Origin of the sequence: Piscinibacter gummiphilus, from assembly GCF_002116905.1 — a bacterium.
GTDB lineage: Bacteria > Pseudomonadota > Gammaproteobacteria > Burkholderiales > Burkholderiaceae_C > Rhizobacter > Rhizobacter gummiphilus.
This window is the reverse complement of record NZ_CP015118.1, coordinates 1050739-1076339: the sequence shown is the minus strand read 5'-3', so window position 1 is coordinate 1076339 and position 25601 is coordinate 1050739. Positions and strand designations below refer to the sequence as shown.

General features: G+C 68.9%; 26 protein-coding genes. 9 read left to right on the top strand and 17 right to left on the bottom strand.

Going from position 1 to position 25601, the window contains the following annotated elements:
• Positions 1 to 31 precede the first annotated feature (31 nt).
• The 4 genes from A4W93_RS04855 to rplM all read right to left on the bottom strand — a co-directional run bounded on the left by A4W93_RS04855 (position 32) and on the right by rplM (position 2238).
• Positions 32 to 457, bottom strand: a complete 426-nt coding sequence (locus A4W93_RS04855) for a bactofilin family protein (protein WP_085749540.1) — start codon at positions 455 to 457, stop codon at positions 32 to 34.
• A 48-nt stretch (positions 458 to 505) separates the two neighbouring features.
• Complete coding sequence (locus A4W93_RS04850) at positions 506 to 1216, bottom strand: DUF6776 family protein (RefSeq protein ID WP_085754035.1); 711 nt, start codon at positions 1214 to 1216, stop codon at positions 506 to 508.
• Between the two features lie 191 nt (positions 1217 to 1407).
• Entirely contained in the window at positions 1408 to 1800 is a 393-nt protein-coding gene (rpsI, locus tag A4W93_RS04845; RefSeq protein WP_085749539.1) for a 30S ribosomal protein S9, read from the bottom strand.
• Positions 1801 to 1809: 9 nt separating this feature from the next.
• A complete protein-coding gene (rplM, locus tag A4W93_RS04840) occupies positions 1810 to 2238 on the bottom strand; it encodes a 50S ribosomal protein L13 (RefSeq protein WP_085749538.1) in 429 nt (142 codons plus the stop codon).
• A 273-nt stretch (positions 2239 to 2511) separates the two neighbouring features.
• Between rplM and A4W93_RS04835 the strand changes: the two genes are divergently transcribed.
• The 3 genes from A4W93_RS04835 to A4W93_RS04825 all read left to right on the top strand — a co-directional run bounded on the left by A4W93_RS04835 (position 2512) and on the right by A4W93_RS04825 (position 5163).
• Positions 2512 to 3171 carry a GNAT family N-acetyltransferase gene (locus A4W93_RS04835; protein WP_237357694.1) on the top strand — a complete coding sequence of 220 codons (660 nt, stop codon included), beginning with the start codon at positions 2512 to 2514 and terminating at the stop codon, positions 3169 to 3171.
• 143 nt (positions 3172 to 3314) lie between these two features.
• A complete protein-coding gene (locus A4W93_RS04830) occupies positions 3315 to 4112 on the top strand; it encodes a DUF2726 domain-containing protein (protein WP_157131589.1) in 798 nt (265 codons plus the stop codon).
• A 10-nt stretch (positions 4113 to 4122) separates the two neighbouring features.
• On the top strand, positions 4123 to 5163 hold the full coding sequence (locus tag A4W93_RS04825) for a serine/threonine protein kinase (RefSeq protein WP_407081723.1): 1041 nt from the start codon (positions 4123 to 4125) through the stop codon (positions 5161 to 5163).
• On the opposite strand, the gene htpG is transcribed toward A4W93_RS04825, so the two are convergent.
• Entirely contained in the window at positions 5135 to 7021 is a 1887-nt protein-coding gene (gene htpG, locus A4W93_RS04820) for a molecular chaperone HtpG (RefSeq protein WP_085749534.1), read from the bottom strand. The genes A4W93_RS04825 and htpG overlap by 29 nt on opposite strands.
• Before the next feature lie 141 nt (positions 7022 to 7162).
• Here htpG and A4W93_RS04815 point away from each other — a divergent pair, with 141 nt between their 5' ends.
• The 3 genes from A4W93_RS04815 (at position 7163) to A4W93_RS04805 (ending at position 9914) form a co-directional block, all read left to right on the top strand.
• On the top strand, positions 7163 to 8455 hold the full coding sequence (locus A4W93_RS04815; RefSeq protein ID WP_085749533.1) for a cation:proton antiporter: 1293 nt from the start codon (positions 7163 to 7165) through the stop codon (positions 8453 to 8455).
• Entirely contained in the window at positions 8455 to 9567 is a 1113-nt protein-coding gene (locus A4W93_RS04810; protein WP_085749532.1) for a YbdK family carboxylate-amine ligase, read from the top strand. The genes A4W93_RS04815 and A4W93_RS04810 overlap by 1 nt, the downstream gene beginning before the upstream one ends.
• 62 nt (positions 9568 to 9629) lie before the next feature.
• On the top strand, positions 9630 to 9914 hold the full coding sequence (locus tag A4W93_RS04805; protein WP_085749531.1) for a TFIIB-type zinc ribbon-containing protein: 285 nt from the start codon (positions 9630 to 9632) through the stop codon (positions 9912 to 9914).
• 123 nt (positions 9915 to 10037) lie between these two features.
• On the opposite strand, the gene A4W93_RS04800 is transcribed toward A4W93_RS04805, so the two are convergent.
• The 7 genes from A4W93_RS04800 to A4W93_RS04770 all read right to left on the bottom strand — a co-directional run bounded on the left by A4W93_RS04800 (position 10038) and on the right by A4W93_RS04770 (position 17202).
• Complete coding sequence (locus tag A4W93_RS04800) at positions 10038 to 10484, bottom strand: SRPBCC family protein (protein ID WP_085749530.1); 447 nt, start codon at positions 10482 to 10484, stop codon at positions 10038 to 10040.
• A 95-nt stretch (positions 10485 to 10579) separates the two neighbouring features.
• Positions 10580 to 11203, bottom strand: a complete 624-nt coding sequence (locus A4W93_RS04795) for a hypothetical protein (RefSeq protein WP_085749529.1) — start codon at positions 11201 to 11203, stop codon at positions 10580 to 10582.
• Positions 11204 to 11214: 11 nt separating this feature from the next.
• A complete protein-coding gene (locus A4W93_RS04790; RefSeq protein ID WP_085749528.1) occupies positions 11215 to 11841 on the bottom strand; it encodes a hypothetical protein in 627 nt (208 codons plus the stop codon).
• A gap of 31 nt (positions 11842 to 11872) precedes the next feature.
• Positions 11873 to 13183: an NAD(P)/FAD-dependent oxidoreductase gene (locus tag A4W93_RS04785; RefSeq protein ID WP_085754034.1), complete on the bottom strand. Its 1311-nt coding sequence runs from the start codon at positions 13181 to 13183 to the stop codon at positions 11873 to 11875.
• A 124-nt stretch (positions 13184 to 13307) separates the two neighbouring features.
• The gene (locus tag A4W93_RS04780; protein WP_085749527.1) at positions 13308 to 14453 is read right to left on the bottom strand and encodes an acyl-CoA dehydrogenase family protein; all 1146 of its coding nucleotides are present in this window, start codon (positions 14451 to 14453) and stop codon (positions 13308 to 13310) included.
• 12 nt (positions 14454 to 14465) lie between these two features.
• Positions 14466 to 15674, bottom strand: a complete 1209-nt coding sequence (locus A4W93_RS04775) for an acyl-CoA dehydrogenase family protein (RefSeq protein ID WP_085749526.1) — start codon at positions 15672 to 15674, stop codon at positions 14466 to 14468.
• Between the two features lie 19 nt (positions 15675 to 15693).
• Complete coding sequence (locus A4W93_RS04770) at positions 15694 to 17202, bottom strand: 3-hydroxyacyl-CoA dehydrogenase (RefSeq protein ID WP_237357693.1); 1509 nt, start codon at positions 17200 to 17202, stop codon at positions 15694 to 15696.
• Positions 17203 to 17455: 253 nt separating this feature from the next.
• On the opposite strand from A4W93_RS04770, the gene A4W93_RS04765 reads away from it, so the two are divergent.
• The gene (locus A4W93_RS04765) at positions 17456 to 18256 is read left to right on the top strand and encodes an IclR family transcriptional regulator (RefSeq protein WP_085749524.1); all 801 of its coding nucleotides are present in this window, start codon (positions 17456 to 17458) and stop codon (positions 18254 to 18256) included.
• A 3-nt stretch (positions 18257 to 18259) separates the two neighbouring features.
• On the opposite strand, the gene A4W93_RS04760 is transcribed toward A4W93_RS04765, so the two are convergent.
• Positions 18260 to 19645 (bottom strand): alpha/beta hydrolase, encoded by a 1386-nt coding sequence (locus tag A4W93_RS04760; protein WP_085749523.1) that lies wholly within the window; start codon positions 19643 to 19645, stop codon positions 18260 to 18262.
• Between the two features lie 233 nt (positions 19646 to 19878).
• Between A4W93_RS04760 and A4W93_RS04755 the strand changes: the two genes are divergently transcribed.
• Positions 19879 to 20838, top strand: a complete 960-nt coding sequence (locus A4W93_RS04755) for a LysR family transcriptional regulator (protein ID WP_085749522.1) — start codon at positions 19879 to 19881, stop codon at positions 20836 to 20838.
• Between the two features lies 1 nt (position 20839).
• Entirely contained in the window at positions 20840 to 21745 is a 906-nt protein-coding gene (locus A4W93_RS04750; protein WP_085749521.1) for a Bug family tripartite tricarboxylate transporter substrate binding protein, read from the top strand.
• An 8-nt stretch (positions 21746 to 21753) separates the two neighbouring features.
• On the opposite strand, the gene A4W93_RS04745 is transcribed toward A4W93_RS04750, so the two are convergent.
• The 4 genes from A4W93_RS04745 to A4W93_RS04730 form a co-directional block, all read right to left on the bottom strand.
• A complete protein-coding gene (locus A4W93_RS04745; RefSeq protein ID WP_157131588.1) occupies positions 21754 to 22425 on the bottom strand; it encodes a serine O-acetyltransferase in 672 nt (223 codons plus the stop codon).
• 140 nt (positions 22426 to 22565) lie between these two features.
• A complete protein-coding gene (locus A4W93_RS04740; protein WP_085749520.1) occupies positions 22566 to 23315 on the bottom strand; it encodes a 2-phosphosulfolactate phosphatase in 750 nt (249 codons plus the stop codon).
• A 13-nt stretch (positions 23316 to 23328) separates the two neighbouring features.
• On the bottom strand, positions 23329 to 23769 hold the full coding sequence (locus A4W93_RS04735; protein ID WP_085749519.1) for a PaaI family thioesterase: 441 nt from the start codon (positions 23767 to 23769) through the stop codon (positions 23329 to 23331).
• Positions 23770 to 23782: 13 nt separating this feature from the next.
• On the bottom strand, positions 23783 to 25582 hold the full coding sequence (locus tag A4W93_RS04730; protein ID WP_085749518.1) for an acyl-CoA dehydrogenase: 1800 nt from the start codon (positions 25580 to 25582) through the stop codon (positions 23783 to 23785).
• Positions 25583 to 25601: the final 19 nt, after the last annotated feature.

Below are 25601 nucleotides of genomic sequence, written 5' to 3'. Positions count from 1 at the left end.
TCAGGGTCGGACTATTCGTCGGGATGACGGATTATCCCACCGCCGCCGTCGGCGCGCTCGGCGCGTTGGACGTGGCCAGCTTGATCAAAGGGGCCTTTTCGTCCGCTTTCAACGGCTGCAGTTCTCCATTGATGGTGGCGCCCTGGTGCATTTCAAGGGACTGGTACCGCACGTCGCCCACGATGCTGGCCTTCGGCTGCAGCTCGAGCAGCTCGTCGGACTGCACCGGGCCTTCGACCCGGCCGTTGATGATCACGTGGGCCGCTCGGACGCGGCCGACCACCCGGGCCTTCTCGCTGATCACCAGGATGCTGTGACCTTCCTCGGCCGCCAGCACGTCACCCTGCACCTCGCCGTCGATGCGCAGGCCTTCCTTGAAGCGGAGTTCACCGGTGATCACGGTGCCTTCGCCGATCAGCGTGCGGATGGGCGGTTGTTTCTTCTTGGTGCTGAACATGGTTCTCTCCGGTGGTCGGTGATCGCGGGGCGAGCCCCGGGGTTCTTGCTACAACTTCGCCGTCTGGGTGGCCCGGACGGCGCCCTGCTTGTCTGTCACCTTGATCTGCAAGGTTTTTACCACGGCCGTTTCGGGGTGGTCGATCAACCCTTCCAGGCGCAGCGACTGCTTGACCTGCAGGGGCTTCGGGCCGCCCGGCAGCGCCAGCGTCCACGGCTTGCCGTCGAGCGTGCCGGTCAGCAGCACCTCGTAACGGCCGGCGAACTCGGGCAGGTTCTTGCCGATCTGCATCAGCAGCGCCTGGAAGCGCGTCTGCGTGGGCGACTGGGCGCTGGCCTGCAGCGCCCGCACGCTCAGGCTGTCGTTGCCGGCGGCAGGCAGCAGGCGCTGGTAGAAGCCGAGGTCGCCCTTCAGGCCGAGGTTCTCGGCCTCGACCTGCTTGAGCTGCTGCGCCAGCTTCTCCTGCGCGGCCTTCTCGGCCCTGAGGAGACTTTCGGCCGTGTTGGCGATGGATTGAGCCCCTTCTCGCTCGGACCGCAACTTGGCGACCTCGATGCGCAACTCCGCCAGCTCGGCTTTCGCATTGCGGTCGAGGCCGGCGATGTCCTTGCCGAATTCGAAGGCCCACAGGCCGATGGCGGCCGAGAAGCCCAGCATCAGCGCGAACACGATCCACCGCAGCGGCCACGGCAGGTGGCTGCGGACGATCATGCGCGGGGCGCTGATCGACAGGCGGCGGCGGAGCAGTTTCCAGCGCATGGGCGGGTGGCGCGGCATCGGGAGTGAGGGAAGTCCGCGATTGTAGGAGGGCCCTTTCCGCGCGGCTGTGACCAAACCTTGCGGATGTCACCGCAAAGGCGGCCAAAAAACACAAAAGCCGCCCGGAGGCGGCTTTTGTGGTGGAAACCGTGACATACCGCACGAAGCGGCAAACACGGAAACCGGGTCGATCAGCGCTTGCTGAACTGCTTGCGGCGACGGGCGCCGTGCAGACCGACCTTCTTACGTTCGACTTCACGCGCATCGCGGGTCACGAAACCAGCTTGCTTGAGGGCCGACTTCAGGCCGGTGTCGTAGTCGATCAGCGCACGGGTGATGCCGTGGCGCACCGCGCCGGCCTGGCCGGACTCGCCGCCGCCGCGCACGTTGACCTTGACGTCGAAGGCCGCATCATTGGCGGTCAGCACGAGCGGCTGACGAACGACCATGATGGAGGTCTGGCGACCGAAGTACTCCTGGACGGGCTTGCCGTTCACGAGGATCTGGCCGGTGCCCTTCTTGATGAAGACGCGGGCCACCGAGGATTTGCGACGGCCGGTACCGTAGTTCCAATTTCCGATCATCACCGCTCCTTAGATTTCCAGCGCCTTGGGCTGCTGGGCGGTGTGCGGGTGCGTGGCACCGGCGTACACCTTCAGCTTCTTCACCATCGCGAAGCCGAGCGGGCCCTTGGGCAGCATGCCCTTGACGGCCTTTTCCAGCGCGCGGCCGGGGTGCTTGGCTTGCATGTCCTTGAACTTGGTGCCGTAGATGCCGCCCGGGAAACCCGTGTGGCGGTAGTACACCTTGTCCGTGGCCTTGTTGCCGGTGACACGGATCTTGTCGGCGTTGACGACGACGATGAAATCGCCGGTATCGACGTGAGGCGTGTAAATGGCCTTGTGCTTGCCGCGCAAACGGAGTGCCACTTCGCTGGCAACACGTCCGAGCACCTTGTCGGTGGCGTCAATCACAAACCACTCGTGCGTCACTTCGGCCGGCTTGGCGCTGAAGGTCTTCATGAGGTTCTTTCGAATCAGGCTCAAAACAGGGACGGGGTCCGGTCGTTCGGTGCTGCTCATGCGATGCGGCAGCCTCTCACTGTTCGGTCGTCGTTACCGGGCACGCTCGAGGAGCACGCCCGATCCTTTTCCCAGAGCCCAGTCGGGAAAGCCTTCTAGTGTATCCGAAGTTCAAAGGGCAGGCTACATGGGCTTCCGTCGATTCCGATGGCACTCCCTTTGTTGCGCCGCACAATGGGTGATACAGTGTTTACCCTGATATCCCGCCAGACCATGAAGACCTCCGAGCCAGCGCTGTTCCAGTGGGTGCCCATCCGCTCCCTCGCCCCCCGCCACCGGGAGCGCGCGGCGCTGCACCTGCTGTCGCTCGACCCGCGCGACCGCTACCTGCGCTTCGGCTACCCGGCCACGGACGAACAGATCCGCCGGTACGTCGACGGCCTCGACTTCGACCGCGACGAACTCTTCGGCATCTTCAACCGCAGCCTCGTGCTGATCGCGATGGCGCACCTGGCCTACGCCCCGGACGCCAAGGCGCCCGAGGACCGCGCCACGGCCGAGTTCGGCGTGTCCGTGCTGACCCAGGCCCGCGGCCGCGGCTACGGCGCCCGCCTGTTCGACCGCGCGATGCTCCATGCCCGCAACCGCGGCTGCAGCCGCCTCTTCATCCACGCGCTGAGCGAAAACAACGCGATGCTCAAGATCGCCGCCAACGCCGGTGCGACGGTGCAGCGCGACGGCCCCGAATCGGCCGCGTGGCTCCAGTTGCCCCCCGACGATCTGGTCTCCCGGGTCGACGAGCTGGTCGGGCAGCATGCTGCGGAACTCGATTTCCGTTTCAAAGTTCACGCCCGGCGCATGAACGAGTTGATGAACCTCGTGCGCGACGTTGGTGACCACATCGCCGAGAAGGCCCGCATCGCGTCGGAGTGAGCCGCGAGGGGGCCGAAAGCCCCCCCCGAGGGGCGTGGTTCGCACACCCATGTCGGGGATGTAACGCCTCCGACACCCAGGGTTAGGATCCATCCGAAACCCTCCGGCCCCCACGGGCATCGCGGATCCCCCGAGTCAGTACCGTGAACAATCAATTCCTCCCCTGGATCGTCGTCGTGGCCGTGGCCATCGTGATGCCGCTGCTGACGATCCTGGTGTTGCGAGGACGCAAGCCGCCGCCGCCGAAGCCGCTCCCCGCGAACTGGGACCTGACCGGCCGCCCGGTCTTCACCGCCGACGAGCGCCGCATCTACCGCCTGCTGCGCGAAGCCCTGCCCCACCACGTCATCCTGTCGAAGCTGCCGCTCGTGCGCTTCTGCCAGCCCACCGACGTCACCACCGTGCGCTACTGGTACGACCTGCTGGGCTCGAACCACGTCACGTTCGCGGTCTGCAGCGCCAACGGCCGCGTGCTGGCCGCCATCGACCTCGACGTGGAACGCGGCCACTCCAGCCGCGTGATGAAGATCAAGCAATCGGTGCTCGAGGCCTGCCGCGTGCGCTACCTCGTGTGCCCGGCCGACCACCTGCCGTCCGTCGCCGAGCTGCAGTTGCTCGTGCCGCACAGCGGCGCCGCCGCCCGCGCGCCGCTGCCGGCCCCGTCGCTCAACGAGGCGCGCGACAGCCTCGCGAGCACCGTGGCCACCCGCCGCGCCGAACGCACCGCCCTCTGGCAGGACTCCTCGCTGTTCCAGGACTCGTTCTTCGCGATGGACAGCCGCTTCGACTCGTCCTTCACCGGCAGCGACTTCAGCACCCTGTCCGACCCGCAGGGCAACGCCCCCTCGTCGGTGGGCCAGCGCACCAGCGGCTTCGGCCACGACGTCGGCGGCATCGTCGACGACGACGATCCCCGCATGGCGTCGGGCGCCCGCCGCTGACCCGGGTTTCCTGCGCGCGTCGTACGATGCGCGCATGTCCCCGTCCCCCTCTCCTTCGATCGACACCCCGTACGCCGGCCTCACGCCGGAAGCGGTGCTCGACGCCCTCGACTCGGTCGGCCTGCGCGGCGACGGCCGCCTGATCCAGCTCAACTCCTACGAGAACCGCGTGTTCCAGGTGTTCCTGGAGGACGGCAGCGTGGTCGTGCCGAAGTTCTACCGCCCCGGCCGTTGGACCGACGAACAGATCCTCGAGGAACACGCCTTCGCGCGGGAGCTGCACGAGGCAGAGATCCCCGTGGCCGCGCCCCTCGAACTCGACGGCGGTGGCACGCTCGCCCGCTTCGATGTGGAAGGCCAGACCTACCGCTTCGGTGTCGCCGCGCGCCGCTCGGGCCGCGCCCCCGAACTGGAGGACCCGGCCGTGCTCGAATGGATCGGCCGCTTCATCGGCCGCATCCACGCGGTGGGGGCGACCCGCCCGTTCGAGCACCGCCTGCGCCTGGACATCGCCACCTACGGCACCGGCCCGCGCGACTGGCTGCTCGGCTCGGAGCTGATCCCGCTCGACGCCGAGTCGGGCTGGAAGCAGGCCGTGGACGCCGCACTGGAACAGGTGCAGCAGCGCTTCGACGAGGTGGGGGCCTTCCGGACCCTGCGCCTGCACGGCGACTGCCACACCGGCAACGTGCTGTGGACCGACGCCGGCCCGCACTTCGTCGACCTGGACGACGCCCTCACGGGCCCCGCGGTGCAGGACTTCTGGATGCTGCTGTCGGGCGAACCCGTCGCGATGCGCCGCCAGCTCGATTCGCTGCTGGCGGGCTACGAGGACTTCATGGAATTCGACTGGCGCGAGCTGCGCCTGATCGAGGCCCTGCGCACGCTGCGCATGATCCACTACAGCGCGTGGATCGCCCGCCGCTGGAACGACCCGGCCTTCCCGGTGGCGTTCCCGTGGTTCGGGGGGCGGGGCTACTGGAACGAGCAGGCGACCCGCCTGCTCGAACAGGCCGAGACGCTCAGAGCGTCGTCGTCAGCAGGGCATTGACCCGGCGCACGTAGGCGGCCGGATCGTCCAGCTGCCCGCCCTCGGCCAGCAGCGCCTGGTCGAACAGGATGTTCGCCAGCTCGTCGAAGTGGGCGCTGCCGTCCAGGCGCTTCACGAGCGCATGCTCGGCGTTCACCTCCAGCGTGGGCCGCGACGCCGGCGCCTCCTGCCCCGCCTGCTTCAGCATGCGGGCCAGGTGCGCGCTGACATCACCCTCCTCCACCACGAGGCAGGCCGGCGAATCGACGAGGCGCGTGGTGACACGCACGTCCTTCGCGCGGTCCTTCAGCGCCTCCTTCAGGCGGTCCAGTACCGGCTTGAACGCGGTGGCGGCTTCCTCGGCCTGCTTCTTCTCGGCCTCGTCCTGCAGCGAACCCAGGTCGACGGCGCCCTTGGCCACGCTCTGCAGCGTCTTGCCCTCGAAGTCGTGCAGGTGGCTCAGCAGCCACTCGTCCACGCGGTCGGTGAGCAGCAGCACCTCGATGCCCTTCTTGCGGAAGATCTCGAGCTGCGGGCTGTTCTTCGCGGTGGCCAGGCTGTCGGCCGTGATCACGTAGATGGACTCCTGGCCTTCCTTCATGCGGCTGACGTAGTCGGCCAGCGAGACGCCTTCGTCCGCGTGCGTCGACGTGAAGCGCAGCAGCTTCGTCAGGCGCTCGTGGTTCGCGTGGTCCTCGCCGATGCCTTCCTTCAGCACCACGCCGAAGTCCTTCCAGAACGCGGCGTACTTCGCGCGTTCGGCCTCGTCCTCGCTGTTGGCGAGCGACTCCAGCATGCCCAGCACGCGCTTGGTCGAGCCTTCGCGGATCGCCTTCACGTCACGGCTTTCCTGCAGCAGTTCGCGCGACACGTTCAGCGGCAGGTCCGCGCTGTCGATCACGCCCTTGACGAAGCGCAGGTACACCGGCATCAGCGCCTCGGCGTCGTCCATGATGAACACACGCTTGACATACAGCTTCACGCCGCCGCGCTTGTCGCGGTTCCACAGGTCGAACGGGGCCTTCGCCGGCACGTACAGCAGCTGCGTGTATTCGCTGCGGCCCTCGACGCGGTTGTGCGTGTAGGCGAGCGGCGCCTCGGTGTCGTAGCTGATCTGCTTGTAGAACTCGGCGTACTGCTCGGGCGTGATGTCGTTCTTGCTGCGCGTCCACAGGGCCGCGGCCTTGTTGACCGGCGCCCACTCGTCCTTCGTGACCTGCTGCTGGGCCTCGGCGTCCCACTCCTCCTTCTGCATCAGCACGGGCAGCGAGATGTGGTCGGAGTACTTGCCGATGATGGCCTTGAGCTTCCAGCCGTTGAGGAACTCGTCCTCGCCCTCGCGCAGGTGCAGGATGACCGAGGTGCCGCGCTCGGGGCGCGTGATGCTCTCGACCTGGAAGTCGCCCGTGCCTTCGGAGGTCCAGCGCACGCCGTGGTCGGCGGCCGCGCCGGCGCGGCGCGTCTCGACGGTGATGCGGTCGGCCACGATGAAGCCGGAGTAGAAGCCCACGCCGAACTGGCCGATCAGCTGGGCGTCCTTCTTCTGGTCGCCCTCGAGACGGCTCATGAACTCGCGCGTGCCGCTCTTGGCGATGGTGCCCAGGTTGGCGACCGCTTCCTCGGCGCTCATGCCGATGCCGTTGTCACGGAAAGTGATGGTGCGGGCGTCCTTGTCGAAGGCGACGCGCACCTCGAGGTTCGGCTGATCCTCGTACAGCGAGGCGTCGTTCAGCGCCTCGAAGCGCAGCTTGTCGCAGGCGTCCGATGCGTTCGACACCAGCTCGCGCAGGAAGATCTCCTTGTTCGAGTACAGGGAGTGCGTGACCAGGTGAAGGATCTGCTTGACCTCGGCCTGGAAGGAAAGGGTTTGTTTGTCCATGGTCGTTCTGTGAAGCAAAAAAGGGGGCGCGCGAAAAAAGGCCCCCACCATATCGGGGCCGCTCGGCGCCTTTCAAGGGACGTGATGATAAAGACCCCACCGGGCGTTCCGGTGGCCGGAAGCGTCGGCTAGGATCGGCCGATGCCCAACACCCCTGCCATCGACACCTGGCTCGCGCCCGCCTCGGCGGCCTCGTCGCCGTCGGCCGCGCTGTGGACACTCGACGGCCTGCGCGGGGCCGATCCGGTGCTCGGCTTCGCCATCGTCCTGCTCGTCGCGGTCGTGCTCGGCGAGGCGCTGCACCGGCGCCTTCACCTGCCGCGCATGCTCGGCCACATGATCACCGGCGCGCTCGCCAGCCCGCTCGCCTTCCGCCTGCTCGAGCGCACCGACCTCGACCCGTGGAAGCCCCTGATCGACCTCGCCATCGGCGTGCTCGTGTTCGAACTCGGCAGCCGCATCCGGCCGCGCTGGCTCATCGACAACCCCGCGGTCGCCCTCACCTGCGTGCTCGAAGGCGCGTTCGCGGGCATCTGCGTCACCGTCGTGCTGCACGCGATGGGCGCGCCGCTCGTGTCGGCGGTGCTGGCCGGCGCGGTGGCCATGTCCACGTCACCCGTCATCACGCTCGGCCTCGTGCACGAGCTGCGGCCTCGCGGCCAGGTCACCGAACGGCTGCTGATCACCACGTCCATCAACTGCGTGCTGACCATGGTCGCCATCAAGGCCTGGCGCGTGCTCGCCGCGGCCGACGCCCCCAGCTGGAGCGACGAGCTGCTGGTGGCCGCGTTCGGCGCCGTGTTCGTCGTGGCCGGCTCGTTCATCCTCGGCCTGGCCGCGGGCTGGCTGCTGTCGAAGCTCACCGAGCTCGTGCGCGGCGACGCCGCCGCGCCGGTGCTGCAGATCGCCGTCGTGATCCTCGCCGCCATGCTGGCCGCGCAGTGGAAGCTCTCCCCGCTGCTGGCCCTGCTGGTGGCCGGCATGACCGCGCGCCGCAAGATGGGCCACGCCCTCACCGTCGAGCCCCACCTCGGCTCCGCGGGCGCGGCGCTGGGCGTGCTGCTGTTCATCTCCCTCGGCATGCTGTTCACGCTCGACGGCGTCATGACGCTGTGGCCGTGGGTCGTCGCCATCATCGTCGCGCGCCTCGTGGGCAAGGCCCTGGCCGTGTCGCTGCTCGCCAAGTCGAGCGGCATGAGCATGCGCCAGGGCCTCGCCCTCATCCTCGCGCTGCAGCCCATGAGCAGCCTCGCCGTGCTGCTCACGGCCGACACGCTCGGCTGGACCGCCGAGCTGCCCGGCATCGACCCGCAGATGCTGCAGGCCCTGCTGGTGGCCACCACCGTGCTGCACCTCGTGGGGCCCATGCTCACACAGTGGTCCCTGAAGACGCTCGCCGACGAGTGCCCCCACGCCAAGACGAAGGACACCTGATGCCACTCGCCGAGTTCACCTCCTCCGAACCCCTGACCCTCGGCGTCGAGCTCGAGCTGCAGCTCGTCAGCACCCACGACTTCGACCTGTCCCCCCAGGCCCAGGACCTGCTGCGCCTGCTCGACAAGCACACCGGCGCGTGGGACGTGAAGCCCGAGATCACGCGCAGCATGATCGAGATCGGCAGCTCGGTGCAGCGCGAGTTCTCGCCACTGCGCGCCGAGCTGAACGACCTGCGCGAGCAGCTCTCGCAGGCCGCGCGCCGGCTCAACATCGGCATCGCCGGCGGGGGCACGCACGCGTACCAGCACTGGAGCGACCAGCAGATCTTCCCCACCGAACGCTTCGAGTACCTCAACGACCTGTACGGCTACCTCGCGAAGCAGTTCACCGTGTTCGGCCAGCACGTGCACGTGGGCTGCGAAGATGGCGACAAGGCCCTGTGGCTGCTGCACGCACTGTCGCGCTACGTGCCGCACTTCATCGCGCTCAGCGCCTCGTCGCCGTTCGTGCAGGGCGTCGACACCGGCTTCGACTCGGCCCGCCTGAATTCCGTGTTCGCCTTCCCGCTGTCGGGCCGCGCACCCTTCGTGCGCAGCTGGGACGAGTTCGGCCACTACTTCGACAAGATGACCAGCACCGGTGTCGTCAAGTCGATGAAGGACTTCTACTGGGACATCCGCCCGAAGCCCGAGTTCGGCACCATCGAGCTGCGCGTGTGCGACACGCCGCTCACCGTCGACAAGGCCGCGGCGCTCGCCTGCTACCTGCAGTGCATCTGCAGCTACCTGCGCGAGGAACGCCCGTTCGAACCCGAGGAAGACGACTACCTCGTCTACACCTTCAACCGCTTCCAGGCGTGCCGCTTCGGCCTCGAGGGCGAGATCGTCGACCCGAAGACCAAGCAGCGCTCGAAGCTGCGCGACGACATCATCCGCACGCTCGCGCGCATCGACGAACACGCGCTGGACCGCAAGGCGCTCGACGCCAGCAACCTGCTGCGCGACAGCGTCTTCGCGGGCAACGATGCCACGTGGCTGCGGCAGCAGAAGGCGAAGGGGCTGCAGCTGTCGGCGGTGGTGGAAGGCGCCACGGAACGCTGGATGGGCTGACGGCGGAACTCCCCCGGCGCGCGCGACTCCCAAGGAGTCGATTGGCTTCTCGGGAGATCCCCATGCAATGTCCGGTGTGCCCGGAATCCACGCTGCTGATGTCCGAACGTCAGGGCGTGGAGATCGACTACTGCCCCAAGTGCCGCGGCGTCTGGCTCGACCGGGGCGAACTCGACAAGCTGATCCAGCTGTCGGCGGGCCCCGCACAAGCCCCCGCGCCCCAGCAGGCGCCCCAGCAACCCTATCCGCAGCAACACCGCCGCGACTTCGACGACTCCGACTTCGGCAAGCGCCAGCACGGTGGCCACTACCGCAAGAAGTCGTGGCTCAGCGACATCTTCGACTGACGCATCAACAGAACCGTCATCCCGGTGAAGGCCGGGATCTTGGGCGCCGGTTCGACGAGCGGCGCCTCCGAGCACGCCCAGGGTCCCGGTCTCCGCCGGGATGACAACATGGGGGCGTGGGGATCAGCCCGGAATCTCGGGCTCCACGAGCTGCGCCAGGTGCAGCAGCGACTCCTGCCAGCCCAGGTAGCACATCTCGGTGGGAATCATCTCGGGGATGCCTTCCTGCACCGCGGTGACCTCGGTGCCGCACGACACCGCCTTCAGCGTGATCGTGGTCTGCATCTGCCCCGGCAGGTTCGGGTCGTCGAAACGCGCGGTGTAGCGCACCTTCTCGCCAGGCACCAGTTCCAGGTACTCGCCGCCGAAGGAATGGCTGTTGCCGCTGCTGAAGTTGCGGAAACTCATGCGGTAGCGGCCGCCCACGCGCGCGTCCATCTCGTGGACTTGACCGGTGAAGCCATGCGGGGGGAGCCAGCGCGCGTACGCGTCGGGCTCCACGAAGGCGCGGTAGACACGCTCGGGCGGGCAGCGGAGAACACGGTGGAGGCGAACGGTGCCGGTGGTCATGATGAACCTTTCAGTGGACGTAGAGGGATGGGACATCCTGACGTCGAAGCACGGAAGCGCGAATCGACAACGCCCATCTCGGTAAAAACCCTGAACTAGTCGATCTTCTGGCCGACCATCAGCAATCCGGTGGCCGGCACGAGCACGAGTTGATGGACCACATCGGCGGCGTGAAAGCCTCCGGTGTGAACAATCCCGGGAGCCACGGCCCTCAGCAGGTCGGCTCCATGCCCGATGCAGTGGATCGCGTTCACGGCCGAATCGTCGTCGATGTACCGCGCGTGCACCGTGCCCCAATCAGGAAGGCGCCGCCCATGACTGGCCCGGCCCTCGGTGACATCCGCCAGCGACGACAGTCCGAGCCGTTGCACGCGGGCCACCGTCGAATCGGACAGGCGAAAGATCGTGATGCTGCAGTTCCCCCCGCCGGGTCGGCCGTGGGAGACCAGGCCCGCGATCTCCAACTGGGCCGGGACGGACTGGACCGCTGCCAGCAGCGTGACACCACGGCCCCAGAGCCACGGCAGCATGACGGCGGTGACGAGCCAGGCGATGGCGAAACCGAAGCCGGCTCCCGGCCCGGGCTCCTTGCGCCGCCCAGCTGGGGGGCACAGTGTCCTGAGCAGCGTCATCCACGTCCATGTGATGAGGTAGGCCGCCAAAGCGATCCCTGCGACCCACAGGAGCAGGGTGGCAAAGGGGTGGTCGAAGGGTGTCATGGCGATCCTCGCTACGCCTTGAGCGACACCACGAGCAAACCCAGGCGCGGCAGCAGGACGAGGTCCTTCTCGCTGCCGTCGACGGTCAGGTAACCACCCTCCCGGTCCAGCACGGCATAGATGTCCTCGAGGGCGGAAGGCTTGTGGCCGAGACACCACCTCGCCTGCATGACATCGCGCTCGTTCCTGGGCTCCGGCGGGGTCCGGCGCCAGGCCTCGTAGCTGAAGCCTGCACGGGGATACATCGATTCATGCCGCCCGGACCGCGCAGTCTGGAGGAACGACAGCCCCTCATCGCGCACACGCGCCATCGTCTGCGCCGACAACCTGAAGACCCCGATTCGGCAATCGCCCAGGAACGACGCCTCTCGATAGACCAGCTCGTCGATCTCCAGCTCCGGAGGAACGGCCTGCCGCACGTAGCCCACCGACTGATGGTGCCAGCATCCCGCGGGAATGAAGCAGGCACAGGCCACCCAGGTGATGGCGAACCACCGTCGCCGGGACTTCTCCGGCAAGGCGCGTGTCGAGACGTGCGGACGCACGGCATTCACCACGGCGACCACGCCCCTGGCCGCGACCAAAGCGAACAGGGCCCAGAAACCGAGGATGACCAGGAGAAGCAGGATGTACGGCATCGACTCGCCCCCCTGTCAACCGCGTGCCCGGTCAGTGCAGCTTGATCCGCGGCCGATGCGTCCGGTCCAGCATCTCCGACAAGGTGATCAGGATCATCTTCTTCCACCCGCCCAGCGCCAGCTGATGCTGCTTGTGCAGCGACCAGTACATGAACTGCGCGATGCGGCCCTCGATGAACAGGCTGCCGCGCGTGAGGCTGCCCATCAGGCTGCCCACCGACGAATACTCGGAGAGGGACACGAGCGAGCCCTGGTCCTTGAACACGAACGGCGTGGCCGTGTCACCGCGGATCAGGCGGGGCAGCGCCCGTGCGAGGTACATGGCCTGCTGGTACGCGGCCTGCGCGCGCGGCGGCACCCAGGTGCCGTCGGGCTGCGGGCACGCGGCGCAATCGCCGAAGGCGTAGATGGACGGGTCGCGCGAGGTCTGCAGGTTGCCGTTGACCAGCAGCTGGTTCAGGCGATTGGTCTCGAGTGGGTCGTCGCCGCCGAGCGTCTTCAGGAAGTCGCCCGCCTTCACACCCGCGGCCCACACGGTGAGCGACGAACCCACCACGCGGCCGCTGGCCATCTTCAGGCTGTCGGCGGTGACCTCCACGACCTTCTCGTTCGTGTGCACCTCGATCGCGAGCTTGCGCAGCTCGCGCACCGCCGATTCGCTCAGGCGTTCGGGCAGCTGCGACAGCAGGCGCGGCGCGGCCTCGACCAGCACGATCTGCAGGTCCTTCTCGGGGTGGATGTGGTCGAAGCCGAAGTTGGCGAGCACGCGGGCCGCGGCATGCAGTTCCGCCGCCAGCTCCACGCCGGTGGCGCCACCGCCCACGATGGCCACCGTCAGGCGGCCAGTGCCTGCGCCGCGGGGCACGCTCTGCGCGCGGATGCAGGCGTTGATCAGCCGGTCGTTGAAGTGGCGCGCGGCCTGCGGACTGTCGAGCTTGATGCTGTGCTGGGCCGCGCCCAGCGTGCCGAAGTCGTTGGTCTGGCTGCCGACGGCGATCACCAGGGTGTCATAGGCGAGCTGCGTGGCCGGGGTGATCTCCTGGCCCGCATCGTCGTAGCTGGCGGCCAGCTGAACGGTCTTGGCCGTGCGGTCGATGCCGACGAGCGTGCCGAGGCGGAACTTGAAGTGGTTCCAGCGGGCCTGTGCGAGGTATTCGATCTCCTCGGCGTGGGTGTCGAAGCTGCCCGCGGCCAGCTGGTGCAGCAACGGCTTCCAGACGTGGGTGCGGGCCGAGTCGACCAGCGTGACTTCCGCGAGGCCCTTCTTGCCCAGCCGCTTGCCCAGTTGGGTGGCCAACGCCAGCCCACCCGCACCTCCACCCACGATCACGATGCGCTGCATCTGCACCTGCCCTGTCTCGGTCTTGCCGTTGCGGTTCGGCCCGGCGTGAACCGGGCCCCGTTTGCGACCGATTATCAAGGATGGACAGGGCGACTCCGGGGCGCCCCCCGGAGTCGGGTGGGCCTCAGGCCGCCGCGGCTTCCAGGGCGGCCCGCTGGCTCAGCTTCGCGAACCGCTCCAGGTGCAGGTCGGTGTCGCCGAAGCTCAGCTCGATGGCCAGCAGCCGCTTGAACCAGTGGCTCACGTTCAGTTCGTCCGTCATGCCCATGCCGCCGTGCAGCTGCACGGACTGCTGCGCGATAAAGCGGCAGGCCTGGCCGATGGTGACCTTCGCGGCCGACAGCGTCTTGCGGCGCGCGTCGTCGTCGGGGTTCTGGCAGTCCATCGCCGCGAGGTAGCTCATCGAACGGGCCTGCTCGAGGTGCAGCAGCATGTCGGCCATGCGGTGCTGCAGCGCCTGGAAGCGGCCGATGGGCTGGCCGAACTGCTGGCGCGTCTTCAGGTACTCGCCCGTGGCGTTGACCGTGGCCTCCATGATGCCCACGGCTTCGGCGGTGACCGCGGCCAGGCCGATGTCGAGCGCACGTTCGATGGCAGGCAGCGCCTGGCCGGCCGCGCCGAGGCGCGCCGACGCCGGCACCTTCACGTTCGACAGCAGCACCTCGGCGGCGCGCTGGCCGTCGATGGTGGCGTACGAACGCAGCGTGAGGCCCGCCGTGTCCTTGGCCACGCGGAACAGCGACACGCCGTCGCCTTCGCGCGCCGACACGAGCAGCTCGTCTGCGGCAGCCGCGTGGTAGATCACCGCCTTGGCACCGTTCAGCACCACGCCGTCGCCGTCGGCCTTCGCGGTGGTGTCCACCACCGCCACGTCGCCGCGTGCCTTGGCCTCCTGGTGCGCGAGCACGAGGATGCGGCCGCCGGTGGCGAGTTCACCGAGCAGCTCCGAACGCACCGGCTCCTGCGCGAAGTCGCGCACGAGGGCCGTGGCGATCACGCCGCTGGTCAGCAGCGGCTCGGCCAGCAGCGCCGGTCCGGTGGCCTGCAGCGCCAGCTGCGTCTCGATGGGGCCGTAGCCGAGGCCCCCCTGGTCTTCCGGCACGATCATCGCGAGCACGCCGAGGTCGGCCAGGCCCTGCCAGGCCTTGCGGTCCCAGCCGTCGGCCGAGGCCACCACCTTGCGGTGGTGCTCGAAGTCGTAGTCGCCCTGCACGAAACGGGTGATGGCGTCCTGCAGCTGCAGCTGCTCTTCGCTGAAATTGAAGTCCATGGCGTGCGTTCCTTACAGGCCCAGCAGCTGCTGGGAAATGATGTTCTTCTGGATCTCGTTGGACCCGCCGTAGATCGAGAGCTTGCGCATGTTGCAGTAGTGCGCCGCGAGCGACGCCGCATACTGCGGCCCCACCGCCTCGGCCGAATAGCCGGCCGCGAGCGCCTCGGGGATGTACGGCAGCGCGTACGGCCCCACGGCCTGCAGCAGCAGCTCGGTGATGGCCTGCTGGATCTCGGTGCCCTTGATCTTCAGGATGGACGCGGCCGGGCCCGGCGCGCGCTTGTCCTTCTCGGCCGAGAGCACCCGCAGATTCGTCATCTCGAGCGCCGTGAGGTCCACCTCGACCTGGGCCACCTTCGCGGAGAACAGCGGATCTTCGAGCAGCGGGCGGCCGCGCTTCTGCTCGGTGGCGGCCACGCGCTTCAGGCGTGCCAGCTCGCGCTTGGCGATGCCGATGCCGGCGATGTTGCTGCGTTCGTGGCCCAGCAGGAACTTGGCGTACGTCCAGCCCTTGTTCTCTTCACCCACGAGGTTCTCGGCCGGCACGCGCACGTCCTCGAACCACACCTCGTTGACTTCATGGGCGCCGTCGAGCGTGATGATGGGACGCACCGTGATGCCGGGCGACTTCATGTCGATCAGCAGGAAGCTGATGCCCCGCTGGGCCTTGGCCTGCGGGTCGGTGCGCACGAGGCAGAAGATCCAGTCGGCGTACTGGCCGAGCGTGGTCCAGGTTTTCTGGCCGTTCACGACGAAGTGGTCGCCCTTCGCGTCGACGCCTCGCACCGCGCGCATCTTGAGCGAGGCCAGGTCGGAGCCCGAACCCGGCTCCGAGTAGCCCTGGCACCACCATTCCTCGGCGCTGCTGAGCTTCGGCAGGAAACGCTGCTGCTGCTCGGGCGAGCCGAAGGCCATGATGACCGGGGCCACCATCTTGATGCCGAACGGGATCAGGCGCGGCGCGCCGCCGGCGGCGCACTCTTCCTCGAAGATGTACTGCTCGACGGCGTTCCAGCCCGGGCCGCCGAACTCCTTCGTCCAGCCGGGGCCGCCCCAGCCGCGCTCGTGCAGCGTGCGCTGCCACAGCACGTGGTCGTCGCGCGTGAGGCGCAGGCTGTTCATCACCTTGTGGCGGATGCTCTCCGGCAGCTTGGTGCGCACGAACGAACGGACTTCCTCGCGGAAGGCTTGTTCTTCAGGGGTGAATGTGAGGTCCATGGATGGGGTTCCCAGCAGGTCAGGATTCTTCGGTCAGCAGCGACAGGCCGAGTTGGGCGCGGCGCTTGAGCCACGGGCTCGGGCGGTAACGGGCGTCGCCGTAGAAGGCGAACATGCGCTCGAGGATGGTGAGCACGGTGCGCGCGCCGAGGCGGTCGCCCCAGGCCAGCGGCGGGAACGGGTAGTTCAGGCCGAGGGACACGGCGCGGTCGATGTCGGCCGGCGTGGCGATGCGTTGCTGCGCGATGTCGGCGGCGATGTTCACGATGGTGGCCACCACACGCTGGGCCACGAGGCCCGCGCTATCGCGGATCACCGTGACCGGCTTGCCGTCGGCGGCGAACAGCGCGTGGGCGGCGTCGCGCCACGCGGGGGTGGTGGCCGGCGTGGTCATCACGACGCGGCGGCGGCTGGTGTCGAACAGCGTTTCCACCCCCACCGTGCGCGCCGGGTCGAGGCCCAGCTGCAGCGCGACGGTGGTGGCGTCGTCGCCGACAGGCGCCACGATGCACAGGCTGTCGGACCGCGGCGTGGCGCCCGAGTCGATCTGCACGCCGGCGATGGCCACGAGGTCGGCGATCACCGTGGGCATGCCCGGGGCGAGCCACACCGACGACGGCTTGGCCGTGGGCGCCGCCGCCTCGGGCACGGGCACGCGCTGGCCGTTGTCGTACTGGTAGAAGCCGCGGCCCACCTTGCGGCCCACGATGCCCGCCGACAGCATCTGGCGCGTCAGCGGGTTCGGCCGGTAGCGCGGCTCCTCGTAGTACTGGTGGTAGATGGATTCCATCACCGGGTGCGACACGTCGAGCGCGGTGATGTCCATCAGTTCGAACGGGCCGATGATGAACCCGGCCACCTCGCGCAGCACGCGGTCGGCGTCGGGGATGTCGCAGACGCCTTCCTGCACGATGCGCAGCGCCTCGGTGCTGAAGCCGCGGCCGGCGTGGTTCACGATGAAGCCGGGGGTGTCCTTCGCGCGCACCGCGGTGTGGCCCAGGCGCCGGCCCAGCTCGAGCAGGCGGTCGGTGACGCCGCGGTCGGTCAGCAGGCCGTCGACCACCTCCACCACCTTCATCACCGGCACCGGGTTGAAGAAGTGGAAGCCGGCCACGCGCTGCGGCCGCTTGAGGCCGGCGGCGATGGCGGTGACGGACAGCGACGACGTGTTGCTCGCGAGCACACAGCCGTCGCCGACAATGCCCTCCAGTTCGGCGAACAGCGACTGCTTGGCCTTCAGGTCCTCGACGATGGCTTCCACCACCACGTCGCAGCCGGCCAGCTCGGCAAGCGAGGCGACCGGGCTCACCCGCGCGGTGGCCGCGGCCACCTGCTCGGCGGTCAGCTTGCCCTTCTCCTGGAGCTTGGCCAGCGTTTCGGCAAGCTTCTTGCAACCGGTCGCGGCACCACCCTCGCGCACGTCGAACACACGCACCGTCAGGCCCGCCTGCGCGGCGATCTGCGCGATGCCCATGCCCATCACACCCGCCCCCACCAGACCGAGGACGTTCATCGATTGTTCACCCATGTCTCTCTCCATGCGAATGAAGTCCTGGACTTTTGGACTGCATTGCAGAACAATATTCTGCTTATAAAAACGGATTGAGATTGTTGATGCTGGTGGGTTCCCTGTCAACTTTTGGCGGGTACGCACCACCCTGTCCGGGTGGGATCGAGTATGCCGACGCCCGGTACGAACCCCACTCGGGATTGCCATCACCCCGCAATTTGCGGATTTGTGTTCCACTTTTCAGACGCCGCTTCCGCGAAACCCCGATCCGATGAACGCCCCAGCCAAGACCGCCACCAAGCCCAATCCCAAGGAAGACCGCCACTTCGTCACCGCCCTCGCGCGCGGCCTCGAGGTGCTCGCGTGCTTCCGCTCCGGCGACAAGGCGCTCGGCAACCAGGAGATCGCCCAGCGCTGCAAGCTGCCGAAGTCGACGGTCTCGCGCCTGACCTCCACGCTCACGAAGCTCGACTACCTGATCCAGGTGGAGGAAAGCGGCAAGTACCGCCTGGGCACCGCCACGCTGTCGCTCGGCAGCGCCATGCTGGCGCGCCTCGACGTGCGCCAGATCGCCCGCCCGCTGATGCAGGAACTCGCCGACCTGTCGCGCTCGATGGTCTCGCTCGGCACCCGCGACCGCCTCTCGATGATCTACGTCGAGAACTGCCGCAGCTCGGCCGCGCTCACGCTGAGCCTCGACGTGGGCTCGCGCATCCCGGTGGCCTCGTCGGCCATCGGCCGCGCCTACCTCGCCGCCATCCCCGACCGTGAGCGGCTCGACTTCATGGAACGCGTGCAGGAACTCGACGAGGTCGCCTGGCCCGACATCCGCGACGGCATCGAACGGGCGGTGGAGGACTACCGCACCCTCGGCGTCACGTGCTCCTTCGGCGACTGGCAGAAGGATGTCAACGGCATCGCCCGCGCGTTCCAGCCGGGCAATGGTCTCCCGCCGATGGCCATCAACTGCGGCGGGCCCTCGTTCAACCTGTCGAAGGAATTCCTGCTGAACGAGGTGAGGCCGCGCCTGATCGAGACGGTCTCCCGCCTCGAAGCCTCGCTGCTGCGCTGACCCTCAGGGGCGCGTGCGTTCCGGCACACGCGTGGCCAGGGCCGGCGCCTGGTACGCCGGCAGGAACTTGCATCCCGTCCCGAACGTGGCCTCGAACTCGGGGCACTTCGCCGCCACGCTGTCCGGCGTCGGCTTCACGCCCTGGTCCACCCACACCATCAGGCGGTCCATCAGCGCGACGTAGGTCGGGTCGCTCAGGTAGCTGTGGGTCGCGAAGTCGGCGAAAGTCTGCACCAGGCGATCGGCGCTGCCACCCGCGGCCATCGTGGTCTTGAAGTGCGCGTCGAGTTCGACGAATGCGGTCGGGTCGTTGACGGCCTTGAGCGTCAGCACGGGCACGGGGATCTTCCCCGTGAGGTCCGTGTCCTCGGCGAACTTGCGGTAGGCCGCCGGGTCGGCGGTGAAGCGTTGCACGGCGGCGTTCAGCGCGGCATCGTCCGCAGAGCCCGCGTACGCCGCCCCCACGTTGCCGAACGGGCTCGCGCCGCCGGTGCGCAGGTGGGTGATGTCCTTGAAGTGGAAGGTGCCCCAGTTCAGGTGCGACTGGATCGAGCTCGCGGGGATCTTGATCACGTTCACGATCGTCTGCACCTTCGCCTGCTGCTCGGCCGTGCGCTGCGCCTGCGGCTTGTCGAGCGCGAGGCATTCGGCGGTGCGGGCCGCCAGGTCCGCCGAGGTCATCGTCGAATCCTTCGGCAGGCCGATGGCCAGCGGGTACTGCGGCTCCGACGGGCGCGGGTGGTTGTTGCAGAGGTGCTGGTACAGCACCCGCAGGTCGAGGCGGAAGTCGTAGGACCGGGTGCCGCCACCGAGCACGCCGCTCGTGAGCAGCACGGCGTCGTACGGCGCCACGCCGCCGGAGGTGGCCGCGGTGTAGGTCTCGGCGGCCTTCGCCGCCACGTTCGCCCCCCACGACTGGCCGTGCAGGATCGTGCGGCGCGGCTGTGCCACGTGCGAGCGGAAGATGCCGCGCAGGCGTTCCGTGTCGGCGGCCGCGGCGCGCACCTCGACGCCGCCCTGGCGGAAGGTCGACCCCGCCCAGGCGTATCCGGCCTTGACCATCACGGCCCAGCGCACGAGGTCCTCGGCCGAGCGGTCGGCCGACGTGGGCGCGCCACCGAGTTCGGGGCCACCGTGCGCGTGCAGCACGAGGGTGTTGTTCCACGTGGTCGGCATCGCGATGAAGTAGTACGCGCCGGCCGAGTCCTTGCCGGACAGGCAGCGCGCGACGGCCGCCACCTCGGTGGGGCACGTGGCGGCCGTGGGCGCCGCCTCCGTCGCCACGGGCGGCGCGACGACGACGTCGTCATCGTCACCTCCACACCCGGTCGAGAGCAGCACGAAGGCCGCGGTGAAAACACATTCAAGGGGACGCGGGACGTGGCGCATGGCGATGGCTCCGGTTCGTTGAGGGAGACGCATCGTCGAGCGCGGCGCCATCACGGTCAAAGACGCGCGGACCGCCTTGCCATACGCATGGCATATGGCACGCCCTGCCCGGCCGCACCCCGCCGGGACGGAGGCGCCAGGACATCAGGGAAAGCGCGCACGCTACGCAATTCCGCGAATGCGGCGGGCCCGCCACCGCGGCTCAATCGGCCTTCCGCCCCTTCCCGCCCGCCATGTCCGCCTCCGCCGACACGCCCCGCCACCCGCTCGAGGTCCGCCAGCTGCGCTACTTCCTCGCGGTGGCCGAGACGGGGCAGATCACCACGGCCGCCGAGCGCCTCGGCATGAAGCAGCCGCCGCTCAGCCAGCAGATCCGCGCGCTGGAGGCCCAGCTGGACGTGCGCCTCTTCACCCGCCACGCGAAGGGCACGCGGCTCACCGACGCGGGCGCGCTGCTGCTCGACGAGGCGCGGCGCATCGTGGGCGACGTCGACGCCGTGGAACGATTGATGGCCCGCGTGGCGCAAGGCCAGTACGGCCGGCTGAGCGTCGCGTTCACGAGCTCGGCCGCGGCCCACGCGTTCACGCCGCAGCTGCTGCGCGCGTTCCGTGCGCGGCACGCGGGCATCGACCTCGAGATCAGCGAACTCAACGCCGCCGACTTGACCGAGGCGATCGTGGCCGGCCGGCTGCACTGCGGCATCCTGCGCGTGCCGGTGGCGCGGCCGCCGGGCCTCGTCTTCACGCCGCTGCTGCACGAACCGGTGCGGGTCGCCCTGCCCTCCGACCACCCGCTCGCGCTCGGGCGTTCGGCCCGACCGCGCCCGGTGGCGCTGCGCCAGCTCGCGGCCGAACCGTTCATCCTCGTGCGACGGCCGGGCGCACCGGGCCTGTACGCGAACCTGCTCGCGCTGTGCGAGGAACACGGCATCCGGCCCCACGTGGCCGCGGAGGTCGAACGCATGATGACGGGACTGAGCCTCGTCGCCGCTGGCGTCGGCGTGAGCGTGGTGCCCGCGTCGATGGAAGGCATCCATCCGCACGCGGTGGCCTACCGGCGGCTCGCCGAGGGCGCCCGGCTCGACGCACCGCTGACCCTCGTGCATCGCGCCGAGGACACGGGCCGCGCGGTCACGATGTTCACGGACCTCGCCCGCCAGGCGGCGCGCCGCCACGCCACCGCGCGGCGCTGAGATGGACCGCCGCACCTGGCTGCTGGCCGCGGCCTCGATCGGATCGACGGCCCGGGCCACCGCGCCGGGCCTGCGCCTGATCGTGGCCTACCCGCCGGGCGGGCTGAGCGACGACGCGGCCCGACGCCTGGCGCAGGCGCTCGAGCCGAGGTTCGGCGCCCCCGTCCTCGTCGAGCACCGCCCCGGCGCTGCCGGCCTCGTCGCGCTGGACACCCTCGCCCGCGCGCGGCCCGACGGCCACACGCTCTGCTACTCGGCCATCACGCCGCTGTTCCTGCAGCCACGCGAGGTCTCACCGGTCATCGCGGTGCTGGAGACCCCCGCACTGCTCGTGGCGACTCCGGCCTTCACGGGACGCTCGCTCGCCGACGTCGTCGCGCAGGCGCGGGCGGCGCCCGGGCACCTGCGCTGGGCCACGTCGGGCGTGGGCACCACGGGACACCGGGTGCTGGCCCGCGTGCAGGCCTCGGCCGGCATCACGCTCACGCACGTGCCGTACGCGGGCGGCGGCCATCAGGTCAACGATGCGCTGGCCGGCCAGTTCGAACTGCTGCTGACCAACGCGGGCCCGCTGCAGCGCGCCCACGTGGCGACCGGCCGGCTGCGGCCGCTGGCCGTGGGCAGTCCGAGGCGCCTGGCGATGCTGCCCGGCGTGCCGACCTTCGCCGAAGCGGGGTTCCCGGACGCGAACCTGGCCTCGGTGTTCGGTGTCTTCGCACCCGCGGGCACGCCGCGCGACGTGGTGGCGCGGCTCAACGCCGCATTCGGCGAGGCCCTGATGTCACCCGACCTGCGCCGGCACTTCGAAAGCGCCGGCAGCACGGTGCTGGGCGGAAGCCCCGCAGCGTTCGCCGCGCGGATCCAGGCGGAAGCCGGGCAGGTGCAAGGGCCCCTGTCGCTCGACTGAACCGCCGTTCAACCCGCCTGCGACGAGCCTTCGCTCTGCAGCACGCGTTCGCCGGACGCGGGCCGCGCGGGCGCCTTGGGCTTGGCCGTGGCCGAGGGATGGGCCAGCGTGCTGAACGGCAGCGGGTAGCCGTGGGTGTGCATGCCGGTGGCACCGCGGCGGTTGACCACCCGGGCCGGCGCGCCGGCCAGCGTGACGTTGCCGTCCGGAAAGCTCTTGTTGACGACGGCGTTCGCGCCGAGCGCGGTGTTGTGGCCGATCACGATGCGGCCGAAGATCTTCACCCCGGGCGCGATGTAGCAGTTGTCGCCCACCACCGGCGTGCTGCCGGGCTCGACGCTTTCGCCGATGTTCACGCACACGTGCAGACGGCAGTTGGCGCCGATGCGCGCCTTGCTGTTGACGACGATGGTGCCGCGGTGGGCAATGGACAGGCCCGGGCCGAACGTGTTGATGGGGATCGAGAAGCCGAGCGTGCGGGACAGCGACATGTACCGCCAGGTGGCCCACTTGCGGCGCAGCCAGCTCGCGCGGGTGTTGGCGAGGTACTCGACCTTGCGCAGGCGGCGCTGGAACCGCCACACGTCGTCGAACAGCCATTCGCTCAGCCGGCCCTGGACGCCCAGGGCGATGCGGTCGGCCTGCAGGTAGGCGAGGTAGTCTTGCTTGGAACGGATCATGCCGGGCGGCCCTTCGTGGCGGGCGGCCTCGCGGGATGCGGATGCGTCGTTTCGCGCACCTCCCCCAGCATCCCCGGGCCACCTTGGACCCGTGAATGTGATTGAAAACTTCGGAGGCGGCAAGTCCTCCACCCGGGGGGTCAGCGGGAGGAGTTTTGCCCCAGCAGTGTCACGACCCCGTCTTGGAACCGCGGCACGACGTCGAGCCAGCTCTTGCGTGCCGCGTAGCGCACCTCGTCCTCGAGGCCCTTGGACAGCATGCGCCGGCCCACGCGGGCGAGCCACAACGCGTGCCGCGCTTCCGGCTGGCCTTCACCCTGCGCGTGCAGCAGGCCGGCGGCGAGCGCCGCGTCCGTGTAGTCGCGTCCACCGCCCGCCGCGCGGAAGAGTGACACGAGGTAACCGGCCCCATAAAAATCTTCGAGGTTGAAGCGGCCGGCCGACCCGGCGCAGACGATCAGCACGGTGCGCTCGGGGTGGTGTCGCACCACGTGGTCCACCACCGCCTTCGCGTTCGTGAGCGCCGCCACGTACACCGCGTGCGCCCCCTTCGAGGCCAGCACGGCCGGTGTGCCGTTGGTGGTGGCGTAGACGAGGGTGCGGCCCTTCACGCCTTCGGCGATCAGGTTCGACGGCGTGGCGGCCAGGAACCCGGGCAGCGTCTCGGCGTTCAGTTCACCGGCCAGCAGGCAACTGCCCTCGGGGCGGCGGGCCACCTCCTCGAGCGCCGACGGACCGTCGGCCATGGGCACGACCGCCGACGCGCCGTCGGCGAGCACCCCCACCATCGTCGTGGTGGCGAACAGGATGTCGAGAACGATGACGACCTTGCTGTCGAGGCGCTCGCCATCGAGCTCTTCCTTCTTCAACAGCACGTGGATCTTCTGCATGGGAGGCACGGCCTCAGCCGTCGTTGGGCACGGGCTCGCCCGGCGGGTTGATGGAGGCGAACACGCCGTTGCTGCGCAGGAGGGTCTTGTCACCCACCTTGAGTTCGCAGTCGGCGAACGACAGGCGCTTGCCCATCTTGCGGATGCGCACGTGGGCTTCGAGCCAGTCGCCCGGCCGGCCCGAGTCGATGAAGTCGTTCGACAGGTGCACGGTCACGAACGAACGCGGCACGCCGCGCGCGACGGACAGGTTGATGCCCAGCGCCCCGTCGGCGTAGGTCACCAGCATGCCGCCGTGCGTGATGCCGATCATGTTGGTGTGGGCCTCGGTGACCCGCAGGCCGAGCACCACCATGTCGAACTCGTCGCGCCGGCTGTAGAGCGGGCCGAGCTGGGAGAAGTAGGGGCCGCCCCGCTTGAGCGGAGCGAAGCCCTCGGGTACTGCGTCGTTCATGGCAATGGCCGCGTCAGAACCAGGACGGCGACATGGTAAAGGTCGAGTCGTCGAGGCTGCGCAGCAGCGCGTGCTGCGGCCCGTTGCGCGGCAGCTCCCAGCGGAAGAACCACTGGCACGCGCGCAGCTTGCCGAGGTAGAAGTCGCGGTCGTCGTCGCTCGCCGCCGAGGGCAGTGCCTTCGACGCGACGATGGCCTGGCGCAGCCACGTCCACGCCATCACGGTGTGGCCGAAAGCTTCCAGGAACACCGCGGCGTTCGCGAGCGCGCGGTCGCCGTCGTCCGCGAGCACCGAGCCGATCTTGCGCACGGTCTCGAGCACGTCGTTCCACGCGGCCGTCAGCGCCTCGCCGAACGGGCGCAGGCCCTCGCTGCCCTCGGCCTCGGCGATGGTCTTGCGCACCTCGCGGCCCAGCAGCTCGAGGGCAGCGCCCTTCTGCATCATCACCTTGCGGCCCAGCAGGTCCAGTGCCTGGATGCCGTGGGTGCCCTCGTGGATCATGTTCAGGCGGTTGTCGCGGTAGTACTGCTCCACCGGGTACTCGCGCGTGTAACCGTAGCCGCCGTGGATCTGGATGGCCAGGCTGTTGGCCTCCAGGCACCACTGCGACGGCCACGACTTGACGATGGGGGTCAGCAGGTCCAGCAGCAGGCCGGCCTCCGTGCGCACCTGTTCGGTCTCGCCGGTGCGCTGGTCGTCGACCAGGCGGGCCGCATACAGGCCCAGCGACAGCGCCCCTTCCACGTACGCCTTCTGCGCGAGCAGCATGCGGCGGATGTCGGCGTGTTCGATGAGCTGCACCTGCGGGTCGGCCGGGTTCTTGTTGCCGGGCAGGCGGCCCTGCGGCCGTTCACGCGCGTACTGCAGCGAGGCCAGGTAGCCGCGGTAGCCGTACATCACGGCGCCCATGCCGACGCCGATGCGCGCCTCGTTCATCATCTGGAACATGCAGGCGAGGCCCTTGTGCTCCTCGCCCACGAGTTCGCCGATGCACTGGCCCTTCTCACCGAACGACAGCATGGTGGACGTGGTGCCGCGCCATCCCATCTTGTGGATCAGGCCCGCGAGCGCGACGTCGTTGCGCGCACCGATCTTGCCGTCTTCGTCGGTGTGGAACTTCGGCACCGTGAAGAGCGAGATGCCCTTCACGCCCGCCGGCGCGCCGGGGATGCGCGCGAGCACGAGGTGCACGATGTTCTCGGTCATCTCGTGGTCGCCGCCCGAGATGAAGATCTTGTTGCCCTTGATCGAGTAGGTGCCGTCGCCGTTGGGCGTGGCACTCGTCGTCAGGTCGGACAGGCTCGACCCGGCCTGCGGCTCGGTGAGCGCCATCGTGCCGAAGAAGCGGCCCGACAGCAGCGAGGCGAGGTACTTCTTCTTCTGGCGTTCGGTGCCGAAGTTCTGGATCACGTTGGCGTTGCCCGACGTGAGCCCGGCGTACGACAGCGTGGGGCCGTTCGCGCTCTTGAACATCGCGGACGCGGCCTGCGCCACCAGCACCGGCAGCTGCATGCCGCCCTGGTCGTAGTCCTTCGTGGGCGACATCATGCCGGCCGCGCAGTACGCCTCCAGCGCCTCCTTCACGGCCGGGATGATCGTGACCTTCTGGCCGTCGAACGTGGGCTCGTTCTCGTCGGACTCGCGGTTGTGCGGCGCGAACTTGTCCGTGGCGATGGCCTGGGCCGTGTCGAGCGTCGCGGTGAACGTCTCGCGGCTGTGGTCGGCGTGGCGCTCGCGGCGCGTCAACGAGTCGGCGTCGTGGACCTCGAAGACCTGGAAGTCGAGGTCGCGGCGGTTGATGATGTCACTCACGGGTCAGTTTCCTCACGAA